Raw genomic sequence first — 12666 nt, forward strand, 5'->3', positions numbered from 1 at the left:
GGGTCGCCAACGCGCCGCGCGGGCGGGCTGACCGGTGCCACGACTGCGGTGATAGGTGCTTGCGACAAGCTCGGATCGCGGGCGGCAGCGCAGATTGCTGCAAGCGTTCACCCGGCGCCGAACGACCTGCGGCTCTCCACGCTTCGTCGCAGACGCTTTGTTAAAACCTGCGGGCGCAGGGCCTTGCGGGTGACGGAAGAAATGCGCCTCGATGCCATCCGCAAGCTCGATCTCGAGGCGATCGCGGATCGTGAGCTGTTTTCCCGCATCACGCTGCTCGCGAGCACCATGCTGGGCTGCCCGATCGCGCTGCTCTCGGTGGTCGAGGGCGACCGCCAGTGGTTCCTCGGGCGCACCGGCACCGAGCTCGGGGGCACGCGCATCGAGGATTCCTTCTGCGCGGTATGCATCCTCGACGAGGGGCCGCTGCTGGTCGAGGACGCGCGCGCGGACCCGCGCTTCGCCGCGAACGACCTCGTCACCGACGCGCCCTTCATCCGCTCCTATCTCGGCGTCCCGATCCGCGGCGACGACGGCCTGCTGATCGGTGCGCTGTGCTGCATCTCGGACCGGGAAGGCGCCTTCCGGCCCGAGCACATCGCACCGCTGTCGATGCTCGCAGAGATGGCCGAGCAGTCGATCACGCTCCACGCCCGCACCCGCGCGCTGAGCCTCGCCAACGTCGCGCTGCGGCAATCGAGCCTGATCTTCCGCCAGGCCGAGCGCGCCGCCAATGTCGGCAGCTGGCGGCTCGACCTCGCGACGCGCCAGCTGCACTGGTCGGACCAGGTCTACGCGATCAACGGGGTGTCGCCGAGCCATACCCCGCGGATCGAGGATTCGCTCGCGCTCTACGCGCCCGAGGACCGCGCGATGGTGCGCGCGCAGATGGAGAAGGTGATCGCGGAGGGAAAGCCTTTCATCTTCGAGGCGAGCGTCCACCGCCCCGACGGCGAGCCGCGCCGCATCCGGGTGGTCGGCGAGCGCGTCGATGTCGGCGGCAAGCCGGATTCGGTCGCGGGCGTCGTGCTCGACTGCACCGAGGAGCACCTGCGCAACGTTGCGCTGAAGCGCGCCGCCGAGCGCGACCGGCTGACCGGCCTCTACAACCGCGCGATCTTCGACCGGCGGCTGGCGGGCGCGATGGGCCGTGTCGAGGAGGCGCCGGTGACGGTCGCGCTGCTCGACCTCGACGGCTTCAAGGAGGTCAACGACACGCTCGGCCACCTCGTCGGCGACCGCGTGCTCGAGACGATCTCCGCGCAGATCCAGCACCGTATCCCCCCCGGCGTGTTCCTCGCGCGCTGGGGCGGCGACGAGTTCGCGATGATGTTCCCCCCCGCAATGGCGCTGGCCGAGGTCACCGCCTTCCTCGAGGACCTGCTCGGCGAGCTCGCCGAGATGCCGCCGCTCGGCGCCACGCATATCCGCATCGGCGCGACCTGCGGGCTTGCGCGGATGACCACCAGCGCGAGCAGCGAGGAGATCATGCGCCGCGCCGACCTTGCGCTGTATCGCGGCAAGGAGCTCGGGCGCGGCACCGTGGTGTGCTGGGACAGCCAGATCGACGCCCGCCAATGCCAGCGCCAGCGCGCGATCGTGCTGCTGCGCGCGGCGCTCGACGGGCGCGGGGCGATGGCGGCCTACCAGCCGATCATGGAACTCGGCACCGGCCGCACCGTCTCGGTCGAGGCGCTGCTGCGGCTGCGCGACGAGCAGGGCCGCCTGATCGAGGCCTCGGAGGTCTTCGCGGCGCTGCTCGATCCCGAGCTGTCGCGCCGGGTGTCACGGGTGATGCTCGACCAGGTGGTGCGCGACGGACCGGCGATCCTCGCGCTGTTCGGGCCGGAGACGCGGATCGGGATCAACCTCTCGGACGCGGACTTGCGGCGCGGCGATTTCGTCCGGCATCTCATCGACGTGATCGACGACAGCCCGCTCTCGCCCGCCAACATCACCATCGAGGTGACCGAGACGATGCTGCTCGACGCGAGCGGCCACCTGCACGCCTCGCTGGCGATGCTCGACCAGTGCGGCTTTACGATCTGCCTCGACGACTTCGGGACGGGCTTCTCCTCGCTCACGCACCTGCGCGCCTTCCCGATCAGCAAGGTCAAGATCGACCGCGACTTCATCGCCGGGATCGGCGAGGACCACCAGTCGCGGCTGATCATCCAGGCGATCGTGCAGATGGGCCACTCGCTCGGCCTCAGGGTCGTGGTCGAGGGGGTCGAGACCGAGGAGCAGGAGACCTTCCTGCGCGCGGTCGGCTGCCGCCACGTGCAGGGCTATCGCTACGGTCGGCCGATGCTGCTCGCGGACCTCCAGACGCGCTTCGCGGCCGTCCAGACCCCGCGCCGCCGCCGGGCCTAGGGCGCGAGCGGGGCCTCGCGCGGGTCGTCGCCGAGCCGGAAGATGAAGGTCACGGGCGCGGTGCCGCCGCCGATGTTGACGCGGTTCTCCTGCCGCGCCCAGACATCGGTGAGGATCTGCGAATTGACCCGCACCACCGCCCGTCCCGCCGCCGGTGCGGGGACCTCCTGGTAGACCCACAGGCTCCCGCGGGTGATCTCGCTGCCGACATAGGCGGGCGTGGCAGGCTGGCCGTCGATCTCGATAAGGAAGCGCCGGGTGACATAGGCGGCGAAGGCCTCGCGGCTCTTGGCGCTGCCGATGATGTCGGGGGTCTTCACCCCCTGCGCGGCGAGCGCGTGCTCGGCATCGTGGACCGGCACCTGGTGGGCAAGCTCGATCATCCCGGTGCGCGGATTGAGCGCGACCGTGCTGATCGCGATCTTCTGCTGGTGCGCGCGCGCGGTGAGCGCCCCGGCGAGCGGGGCGAGCACCAGCGCGAGCAGGACGAGCCAGCGGCGCAGCATCACTTGCGCTTCTTGTCGGGCTCGGCCCCGGCGGCCTCGCCCATCAGGTCGCGGTTGACGCGGGCCTTCGACGCCTCGTCCTTGAAGGCTTCGACGCGGCTTGGGATGATGCGGCGCGGGTAGTGGTTGTTCTCTTGGTCGGCATCGCCGGTCTCCCAGTCGGGATCGACGACCACCTGCACCAGCTCCTTGCCCTTGGGATAGACGAGCAGCTTGGCGACCTCCTTGGCGTTGCGCCGCCAGATCTCGGCCGGGATCGTCAGCTTCTCGGTCTTGCCGTCCTTGAAGGTGAGGCCGAGGATGATCGGCATCACGAGCCCGCCCCGGTTGGTGAAGTTGAGGACGTAGTAGTTCGCATCCTCCTTCACCGCGCGCTCGAAGGCCTGCCGCTCCCAGGGCTGGAGCCCCTCGAGGAAGTCGGCGTAGCCCTTGCGGTCCTTGGGCGTGACGGTGAACTCGTCGTTCTTGTCGTAGAAGTCGGTGACGCCGGGGTTCTCGAGCACCCAGATCGGCAGGCCCTGCTGCTGGTTGAGGCCGATGCCGACGGGCGTCGGCTCGTCGGCGCGCTCCTGGCGGCGGCGGGCAAGGTCGATGTCGGGGTTCCTGGTGTCGATCTTCAGGCGGTAGATCGAATCGAGGCTGATATCGACATGGTCGGTGGTGTAGAACCAGCCGCGCCAGAACCAGTCGAGATCGGTGCCGCTCGCCTCTTCCATGGTGCGGAAGAAGTCGGCAGGCGTCGGCCGCTTGAACTTCCAGCGGCGGGCATATTCCTTCAGCGCGAAATCGAAGCGTTCACGCCCGATGATCGTGTCGCGCAGCAGGTGGAGCGCCGCCGAAGGCTTGCCATAGGCGTTGGAGCCGAGGTTCGTGATCGAATCCGACTGGGTCATGATCGGCTGCTGGTCGGAGGAGACCATGTAGCTGACGAGATCGCGCGGGATGCTGCGGGTCCACGGCATGTTCGGGTCCCACTCGTAACCCGCGACCGAATCGAGGAACGAGTTCAGCCCCTCGTCCATCCAGGTCCACTGGCGCTCGTCGGAGTTCACGGTCATCGGAAAGTAGATGTGCCCGACCTCGTGGATCACCACGCCGACAAGGAACATCTTCTCGGCCAGCGAATAGGTGCGCGTCCCGTCCTTGTTGAGTGTGGTGCGCGGGCCGTTGAAGGTGATCATCGGGTATTCCATCCCGCCGACCGGCCCGTTGACGGACTGCGCGGTGGGATAGGGATAGTCGAAGCTGAAGCGCGAATAGACCTTGAGCGTGTGGACTACCGCGGCGGTCGAATACTTGCGCCACAGCTCCCCGCCCTCCTTGGGCCAGAAGCTCATCGCCATGACGGTTTCGTGCTCGGCGCCGGGCTGCTTCACGCCTTGCGCGTCCCACATGAACTTGCGGCTCGAGGCCCAGGCGAAGTCGCGCACGTTGGTCGCGGCGAACTTCCAGGTCTTGGTGCCCTTCGGATTGCCCGCCTCGGCAGCGGCGGCCTCCTGCGGGGTGACGACGAAGACGGGAGCGGCGGCGTTCTTCGCGGTTTCGAGCCGCTGGCGCTGCGCGGCGGTCAGGACCGCGTCCGGGTTCTGGAGCGTGCCGGTCGCCGCGACGATGTGATCGCTCGGCACGGTCATCTCGACCTCGTAGTCGCCGAATTCGAGCGTGAACTCGCCCCGCCCGAGGAACTCCTTGTTGTGCCAGCCCTCGTAGTCCGAATAGACCACCATGCGCGGAAACCACTGGGCGAGCAGGAAGATGTCGTTGCCGCCCTTCCGCGGATCGTCGGGAAAGTGCTCGTATCCCGAGCGCGCGCTGACCGCGTCCTCCTCGACGATGTTGAAGGCCCATTCGATCGCGAACTCAGTGGTCGCGCCCGGGGCGAGCGGCTCGGGCAGGTCGATGCGCATGAGCGTGCCGACGATGGTGTGCGGCAGCTTCGCGCCCGCGAGGCTCGTCACCGCGGCGATGTCGTAGCCGTAGTCGTTGTCGGCCATCGCCTGCTGGCGGCGCAGCTCCTCCATCGACAGCTTGGTGGGCTCGCTGCCCGAGCCGAGCGTGACCTTGGGCCCGCGCCGGCCGGGGCCGCCGAAGACGTCGGTGAGCTCGGCCATCGAATCGCGCTTGAAGATGTTCTGGTCGAGCTGCATCCACAGCCACGGCAGCGCATCGGGCGAGTTGTTGGTGTAGCGCACCGTCGCGCGCGCGGTGATGCGGCGCTTCGCCTCGTCGAGGCTCGCGGTGATCTTGTAGTCGACCTTCTGCTGCCAGTATTCGTGCCCCGGCGCACCGCTCGCGTTGCGATAGGTATTGGGGGTAGGCAGCACCTCGTCGAGCTGCCGGAACTTGTCCTCGAAGGCGCCCTTGGTCTGCTGGACCCCCTGGCCTTGGGCAGGCGCGGCGATGGCGAAGAGGGCGGCGACGAACAGCACGAAACGACGCAAGGGGGGTCTCCGAATTGACGGCAGGCGAGCTTGACAGCGCAAAAGCAGGGTCCACGCAAGGGGGGTTTAATGCGCAAGCGAGGCATTTTGTTTCACGCATGGCAAATGGATCACATCGGGGGTAGGGCAACTCCCATGACCGAGCCCGCCTGGCACGCCCTGCACGAAGCCGCCTGCGCGCGCGGTGAGGCGACCTATTGCGATCCCGAGACCGGCTTCGACGTGTTCACGCGGGTCGCGCACTTCGCACGGGGGAAGTGCTGCGGCTCGGGCTGTCGCCATTGCCCTTACGGTCACGAGGCCGTAACCCGCCGCTCCTGAGCTTCGGAGACCTCATGCTATGAAGACCCGCGCCGCCGTCGCCTTCGCCGCCAAGCAGCCGCTCGAGATCGTCGAGCTCGACCTCGAGGGTCCCAAGGCCGGCGAGGTGCTGGTCGAGATCATGGCGACCGGCATCTGCCACACCGACGCCTACACCCTCGACGGCTTCGACTCCGAAGGCATCTTCCCGAGCGTGCTCGGCCACGAGGGCGCCGGGATCGTGCGCGAGGTCGGCGCGGGGGTGACGAGCGTGAAGCCGGGCGATCACGTCATTCCGCTCTACACCCCCGAATGCCGCCAGTGCAAAAGCTGCCTCTCGGGCAAGACCAACCTGTGCACCGCGATCCGCGCGACGCAGGGCAAGGGGCTGATGCCCGACGGCACCACGCGCTTCAGCTACAAGGGCCAGTCGATCTATCACTACATGGGCTGCTCGACCTTCTCGAACTTCACGGTCCTGCCCGAGATCGCGGTGGCCAAGATCCGCGAGGACGCGCCGTTCCAGAGCGCCTGCTACATCGGCTGCGGCGTCACCACCGGCGTCGGCGCGGTGACCAACACCGCCAAGGTGCAGGTCGGCGACAATGTCGTGGTGTTCGGGCTGGGGGGCATCGGCCTCAACGTCATCCAGGGCGCGCGGCTGGCGGGCGCCAACCTGATCGTCGGGGTCGACATCAACCCGGCGCGCGAGGAATGGGGCAAGCGTTTCGGCATGACCCACTTCCTCAACTCGTCGGGCATGAGCCGCGAGGAGATCGTGGCGAAAGTGGTGGAACTCACCGACGGCGGCGCGGACTACACCTTCGACGCGACGGGCAACACCGAGGTGATGCGCACCGCGCTCGAGGCCTGCCACCGCGGCTGGGGCACGAGCGTCATCATCGGGGTCGCCGAAGCCGGCAAGGAAATCGCCACCCGCCCGTTCCAGCTGGTGACGGGCCGCAACTGGCGCGGCACCGCGTTCGGCGGCGCCAAGGGCCGCACCGACGTGCCGAAGATCGTCGACATGTACATGACCGGCAAGATCCAGATCGACCCGATGATCACCCACGTGATGGGGCTCGAGGAGATCAACACCGCCTTCGACCTGATGCACGAAGGCAAGTCGATCCGCTCGGTCGTGGTGTTCTGATGACCGCGCCGAGCCCCGCCAAGGTCAACCTCGCCGAGAAGCTCGCGCTGTTCTCCGACCATTGGGCGCCGCGCATCGCCGGGCGCTACAACGGCAACGAGATCCGGCTGGTCAAGGCCGCGGGCGACTTCCGCTGGCATGCGCACCCCGAGACCGACGAGCTGTTCCTCGTGCTCGAGGGCCACCTCCACATGACCTTCCGCGACCGCACCGAGGTGCTCGGCCCGGGCGAGATGATTATCGTGCCCGCCGGGGTGGAGCACTTCCCGCGCGTGCCGGAGGGCGAGGTCAAGGTGCTCGTCATCGACCCCGCCGACACCCCCAACACCGGCGACCCGCAGAGCGCCTTCACCCCGCTCGAGATCTGAGCCGCGGGCGCTTGTCGCGGGCAGTGGTTAACCGGGTGGTTACGCCCCGGGCGTAAGGCGGACAGCGACAGAGGTCCCTCCCCCGGGACCGGCAGGTGAGGAATGTACGCAAGCAGGATTGCAGCCGATCCCGTGACCGTCGTTGCGGTGGCGGGCTTCGCGCCCGAGCTCGACGCGCTGGCGGCGTGCAACCCTGCGCGCCTCGGGTTCCTGCGCGCGGCCTGGTATGGCGCGGGCAGCCCCGCAGGCGCGCGCACCCTGGTGATGCGGCGCGGCAGCGCGGGCGCGCCGATCGCGGCGATCCCGACCGTGCCGCTCGGCCCCGCGCTCACCGGCGCGCGGCAGGTGCCGGGGGCCTATTGGCCGCTGCGCGCCGTCCCCCTCGCCGCCGATTGCGACACCCTCGAGCTCGCGCAGGCGCTCGAGCACCCGGCTGCCCGGATGCTCGGCCCGGCATGGCGTCTCGGACCCGCGCGCCGCGACGATCCGGCGACCGCGCTGCTCGCGGACGCCGCCCGGCTCGCCGGATGGAGCGTCCTCGCCCGGCCCGCCGGAACCGCCTTCGTGATCGACTGCCACGCCGCCCGCGCCGGGGGCTGGCCGCGCCCCTCGACCACCCGGCGCCTCGCCCGGATCGAGCGCCGCCTCGCCCGCACCGGTGCGGTCAGCTGGGACATCGTTCGCGGAAGCGGCTGGAACGATGCCGTCCTCGCGGAGCTCGGCGCGATCGAGGCGGCGAGCTGGATCGCCACCCGGACCAACGGGCGCGCCGCCAAGTTCATGACCCCGCCCCAGCGCGCCCGGTGGCGCGGGGTGCTTGCCGACCCGGTGCTGGCCGAGATGCTCTGCGCGACCATCCTCAGGCTCGACGGCCGCGCGGTCGCCTTCTGCTTCGACCTCGACGACGGCCCGGTGCAATACGGCATCGCCGGAAGCTACGCGAGCGACCTTGCCCGCTACGAGATCGGCAAGCTCGTCAATCACCGCACCCTTGCCGACGCGATCGCCGACGGCCAGCGGGTGCTCGATCTCGGCGCGGGCGACAGCGGCTACAAGCGCGCGATGGGCGCGGTGGCGGGCTACGATCTCGTCGACCTGATGTTCGTGCGCCACGCCGCGGCGGCGCGGCTGATGGAGCGCGTCTGGGGCCGGCCGCTCGCGCCGGGCAAAGACTGGGCAATAGAGGTGCCGGGCCATGAGTGAGGGCCCGCTCCAGGATGCCTCGGTGACCGGGGCGCCGCAGCCCTCGCTCGCGTCGCAGGTGCGCACCGCGGTGATCTGGCGCTCGGGCAGCCAGATCGGCACGCAGCTCGTCTCCTGGGCCTCGACCCTGATCGTCATCCGCCTGCTCGCGCCGCAGGATTACGGCCTCTTCGCGATGGCGCAGGTCATGCTGATGCTGCTCAACACGATGAACGGCTGGGGCCTCGCCAGCGCGCTGATCCGCGAGCCCGAGGTCAGCGAGGAGCGGCTGCGGCAGGCGCTCGGCATGCTGATCCTGCTCAATGGCGGCCTTAGCGTCATCCAGTTCCTCACCGCCCCGCTGGTCGCGCTGTGGTTCGAACAGCCGCTGGTCGCCGACCTCCTCAGGGTGCAGTCGCTGATCTACCTCACCGTGCCGTTCAGCGCGCTGCCCTATGCAATCCTCTCGCGGCGGATGGACTTCCGCAGCCCCGCGCAGGTCAAGCTCTTCTCGGCGATTGCCGGAGCGGTGACGGCGCTCACCGGCGCGCTCTCCGGGTGGGGGGTGTGGACCCTCGTCTTCGCGCCGCTGGTGATGTTCGTCACCGAGGCGGCGGGCATGACCTGGGCCGCCCGCGCCCCGATCCGCCCGAGCTTCCGCTTCAAGGGCGCGGGCCACATCGCCGGGTTCGGCGGGGTGATGACCGCCACCCAGCTGTTCTGGTTCGTCCAGAGCCAGTCCGACGTGATGATCGCGGGGCGCGTGCTCGATCCGCACGAGCTCGGGGTCTACACCACCGGGCTGTTTCTCGCCCAGCTGCTCGCGGCGAAGTTCGTGCCGCCGATCAACGAGGTCGCCTTCGCCGCCTATTCGCGCGCGCAGGAACATGGTCAGGGCGGGGGCCTCGGCAACGACGGCGCGGCGAAGGCGCTGCTGGCCACGATCCGCCTCGTCATGATGGTCGCGCTGCCCGCCTATGCCGGGATGGCCGCGGTCGCCCCGGCGCTGGTGCCGGTGGTGCTCGGGGAGCAATGGCACGAGATCGTGCCGCTGCTGCCGATCATGGCGACGGCGATGGCGATGATGACGCTCCAGATCCTCTTCGCCCCCGCCACCAACGCCCGCGGGGTGCCCTTCGCGGCGCTGAGGATCACGATGATCGGCAGCGTGGTGATGACCGGGGCCTTCTTCATCGGCTCGCACTGGGGGCTGCCCGGCTTCGCCTGGGGATGGGTCGGCGGGATGGCGGTGCTGACGAGCGCGACGGTCGTGCTGTCGGGCGGGATCGTCGGGCTGCGGCTCGGCGCCCTCGCGCGCGCGGTGCTGCCGCCGCTCGGCGCCGCGCTGGCGATGGCGGCGCTTGTGCGGATGGTGGTGCTTCTGCTTCCGCCCGGGCTGCTGCCGCTGGTGGTGCTCGCCCTCACCGTGCCGCTCGGCGTGGCGCTCTATCTCGGCGGGCTCCAGCTGATCGCGCCCGAGCGGATCGCCGAGGCGCTGCACTTCATCCGCCACCGCGACGACGACGCCGAACCCGCCCCGGCGGAGTAGCAGGCCCTGACAAAAGCGCGCGATTGACTTGGGGGCGGCGATGCGGTTCCTCGCCGCCATGACCACCGCCCGACCCGCTCCGGAAACCCGCCTCCACGCGATCGGCGGCACGACCATCGCCGCGCACCACTGGGCTGCCGAGGGCGATGCGGCGCCGCTCGTCTTCGCCCACGCGACGGGCTTTCACGGGCGGGTGTGGGACGCGATCGCCGAGCGCTTTCCCGCGCACCCGGTCCACGCGCTCGACCTGCGCGGGCACGGACGCTCGGGCGGGGGGCCGATCCACGACTGGCGGGTGCTGGCGAGCGACGTCGCGGAATTCCTCGCCGCCGAGGGCATCGCGGGGGCGGTCGGCATCGGGCACTCGATGGGGGCGCACACGCTTCTCCAGGTCGCTGCCGACAATGCAGGAAGGTTTGCCCGCCTCGTGCTGTTCGACCCGGTAATCCTCGCCCCCGCGTTCTACGCCCCCGGCGAGCCGCTCTACACCGCCGAGAACCCCCACCCCGCCGCCCGCCGCAAGCGCGATTTCGCCTCGCCCGAGGCGATGATCGAGAGATTCCGCGAGCGCGATCCCTACAACCTCTTCGACCCCCGCGTGTTCGAGGACTACTGCCGCCACGGCCTCGTCCCGGCCCCCTCGGGCGAGGGCATGGAGCTCGCCTGTTCGCCCGAGGACGAGGCGAGCGTCTATGCCTCGAGCCGCAGCAACGGGGGCATCCTCGAGGCGGCGAAACGGGTCGAGATCCCGGTGCTGGTGGTCCGCGCGCTGCACACGACCCTCAACGATTTCAAGAGCTCGCCGACCTGGCCCGAGCTGGCGAAGGTCCTCCCGCGCGCCACGGACCTCTACCGGCCCGACATGACCCACTTCCACCCCTTCCAGGACCCGGCCGATGCGGCGCGGATCATCGCGGAATTCATGGGGAACGGGTGAGCGGGACAGCAATGTTTCACGTGAAACATTCCCCGCATCTAGCCCGCCGCTTCAAGCAGGTCTCTGATATCGCTGCGAATCTGCTCGAGCACCGCGGCGTCGGCGTGTAGGATTTGCGCCCCGATCTGGCTCGCCAACCCGCCATAGAAGGCGACGAGGCTGGGGCGCAGCGGGTGCTCCGGGGCGACCGACTGGGCGAGCCACAGGAGGATCGTCTGGGCCCGGGTCAGGGGCTCGCTGGGCGGGGGCGAAGAGCGGTCAAGCGCGGCCTGGACCTGGCCTAGCGCGGCCCAGGCTTCCTCGAGACAGATGCGGGTGAGGTCTGCCCCGCCCGAGGCCTCGATCCGCGCCTCGAGCGCGACGCGGCGATAGGCGGCGGCGGGATTGCGGCTGAGCATCTGCATCGCGCGGCCCCCTTACCGGTCCTTTGCCGACCAGACGTCGACCTGCTGGCGCAGGAAGGCGAGGGTCGACTGCGAGGCGGCGACGCGCTTTTCCGAGGCGTTGAACTCGCGGGTCAGACGCTCGCGCAGCGCCTCCTGCTGCTCGGCGATCTTCGCGAGCTTCTTCTCGTTGGCGCTGCGCTCGGCCTCGAAGCGCTTCAGCGACCCGCCGAGCGAGCCGGGGTCGCTCGCCAAGGACGTGTCGCGCGACAGCCGGTCGAAGGCGGCGAAGACCCCGCTCGCCCCCGTGGTGAACATCGCCCCGACCGCGTCCGGGCTGGTTTCGAGCGCGCGGGTGAGGCGCGCATTGTCGAGCTTGAAGGTGCCGTCGCGCTCGAGCACGAGGCCGAGGTCGCCGAGGGTGCGCGGCTCGCCCGCCGCCGCGCCCGCCATCACCACCTGTCCGGCGAGCCCGGCGAGGTCGCGCTTGAGCTCGCGCGCGCCGGGATCGCTGCCGAGCCTGCCGCCGACCGGCGCGGCGAGCTCCTTGATCTGCCCGGCGATGTCGTTGAGCGCGGCGACGAGGTCGTTCATCACCCCGGTGATCGCCGAGGCATTGCCCGCGAAGCTCAGGGTGGTCGGCGCGCCGCTGTTGGTCGCGGTGAGGTCGAACGTGAAGCCCGCCGGCAGGCCGCTGACGCGGTTGGTGGGGCTGGTCATCGCCACCCCGTCGAGCCGGAAGGCGGCGTCGCGCGCCGCGGTGCGCAGCAGGGTGCCGGAGCTCGCCGGGGTCCAGCCGAGATAGGTAAGGTCGCCCGCGACATCGCTCGGCGCCGCGGCGGCGCTCGCCGCTTCGAGGACGAAGCCGTTCGCGGCGCCATCGCGGCCCTTCATGACGAGCTGCGCGCCGCCGGTCCCGGTCGCGACATAGGCGGTGACTGCCCCGCCGCTCGACTGTGTGATCTTGGTGGCGAGGCTCGCCAGCGTGTCCGAGGCGGTGACGGTGATTGCGACCGGGGTGCGCGCGGCGTCGGCGGTGAAGCTCGCACCGTCGATCGTGCCGAAGCGCAGGGTGAGCGTTCCCGCGCCGACCGTCGCGGTGGGGCTCGCGAGGCTGCGCGAGAGCAGCGTCTGGCCCTGCGCGAGCTGCGTGACCTCGAGCGAAAAGTTGCCGCGCGGGGTCTGGCCCGGCGCCACGGCGACCTTGGCGACGGCCGAGTTGCCGAGCTCGCCGCGCGGGGCGAGGTCGCCGTTGCGGACCCGGTCGCCGAGCGCGCTCGCGATGCTGCTCATCGCCCCGCGCAGCTGCCCGGCGGCGGAGATCTGCGCCTCGAGCGTGGTCTTGCGCGTCGTTGCCCTGTCGCGCTGTGCGGCGAAGCTCGCCTCGGCAAGGTCGCTGGCGAGCTTGGCATAGTCGATGCCGCTGCCCGCGCCGAGCGCCGAGATGACGGAGGAACCGGTGGTGGTCATGGCA

Annotated in this window: 11 protein-coding genes; 7 read left to right on the plus strand and 4 right to left on the minus strand. The window is 70.1% G+C overall.

What is annotated here, in order from left to right:
* Window positions 1-201: 201 nt before the first annotated feature.
* Complete coding sequence (locus ACLBKU_RS04190; RefSeq protein ID WP_410178274.1) at window positions 202-2373, plus strand: putative bifunctional diguanylate cyclase/phosphodiesterase; 2172 nt, start codon at window positions 202-204, stop codon at window positions 2371-2373.
* Here ACLBKU_RS04190 and ACLBKU_RS04195 read toward each other — a convergent pair.
* Together ACLBKU_RS04195 and ACLBKU_RS04200 are read right to left on the minus strand one after the other, a co-directional pair.
* On the minus strand, window positions 2370-2879 hold the full coding sequence (locus ACLBKU_RS04195) for a DUF6702 family protein (protein WP_410178275.1): 510 nt from the start codon (window positions 2877-2879) through the stop codon (window positions 2370-2372). The two genes, ACLBKU_RS04190 and ACLBKU_RS04195, sit on opposite strands and share 4 nt — an antisense overlap.
* Window positions 2879-5320, minus strand: a complete 2442-nt coding sequence (locus ACLBKU_RS04200; RefSeq protein ID WP_410178276.1) for a M1 family metallopeptidase — start codon at window positions 5318-5320, stop codon at window positions 2879-2881. The genes ACLBKU_RS04195 and ACLBKU_RS04200 overlap by 1 nt, the downstream gene beginning before the upstream one ends.
* A 135-nt stretch (window positions 5321-5455) precedes the next feature.
* Here ACLBKU_RS04200 and ACLBKU_RS04205 point away from each other — a divergent pair, with 135 nt between their 5' ends.
* The 6 genes from ACLBKU_RS04205 (at window position 5456) to ACLBKU_RS04230 (ending at window position 10809) form a co-directional block, all read left to right on the plus strand.
* Entirely contained in the window at window positions 5456-5641 is a 186-nt protein-coding gene (locus ACLBKU_RS04205) for a DUF5522 domain-containing protein (RefSeq protein ID WP_410178277.1), read from the plus strand.
* A gap of 19 nt (window positions 5642-5660) precedes the next feature.
* Window positions 5661-6773: an S-(hydroxymethyl)glutathione dehydrogenase/class III alcohol dehydrogenase gene (locus tag ACLBKU_RS04210; protein ID WP_410178278.1), complete on the plus strand. Its 1113-nt coding sequence runs from the start codon at window positions 5661-5663 to the stop codon at window positions 6771-6773.
* Entirely contained in the window at window positions 6773-7141 is a 369-nt protein-coding gene (locus tag ACLBKU_RS04215) for a cupin domain-containing protein (protein WP_410178279.1), read from the plus strand. Before ACLBKU_RS04210 ends, ACLBKU_RS04215 begins: the two co-directional genes overlap by 1 nt.
* A gap of 132 nt (window positions 7142-7273) precedes the next feature.
* Window positions 7274-8344, plus strand: a complete 1071-nt coding sequence (locus ACLBKU_RS04220; protein WP_410178280.1) for a GNAT family N-acetyltransferase — start codon at window positions 7274-7276, stop codon at window positions 8342-8344.
* A complete protein-coding gene (locus tag ACLBKU_RS04225) occupies window positions 8337-9872 on the plus strand; it encodes a lipopolysaccharide biosynthesis protein (RefSeq protein WP_410178281.1) in 1536 nt (511 codons plus the stop codon). The genes ACLBKU_RS04220 and ACLBKU_RS04225 overlap by 8 nt, the downstream gene beginning before the upstream one ends.
* Before the next feature lie 58 nt (window positions 9873-9930).
* Window positions 9931-10809 (plus strand): alpha/beta fold hydrolase, encoded by an 879-nt coding sequence (locus tag ACLBKU_RS04230; RefSeq protein WP_410178282.1) that lies wholly within the window; start codon window positions 9931-9933, stop codon window positions 10807-10809.
* 38 nt (window positions 10810-10847) lie between these two features.
* Here ACLBKU_RS04230 and ACLBKU_RS04235 read toward each other — a convergent pair whose 3' ends face one another.
* The gene (locus tag ACLBKU_RS04235) at window positions 10848-11213 is read right to left on the minus strand and encodes a hypothetical protein (RefSeq protein WP_410178283.1); all 366 of its coding nucleotides are present in this window, start codon (window positions 11211-11213) and stop codon (window positions 10848-10850) included.
* A 12-nt stretch (window positions 11214-11225) separates the two neighbouring features.
* Window positions 11226-12662, minus strand: coding sequence for a flagellar filament capping protein FliD (gene fliD, locus ACLBKU_RS04240; RefSeq protein WP_410178284.1), 1437 nt, complete (start codon window positions 12660-12662; stop codon window positions 11226-11228).
* Between the last annotated feature and the right edge of the window lie 4 nt (window positions 12663-12666).

It is taken from the genome of Erythrobacter sp. NE805, assembly GCF_046452355.1.
GTDB lineage: Bacteria > Pseudomonadota > Alphaproteobacteria > Sphingomonadales > Sphingomonadaceae > Erythrobacter.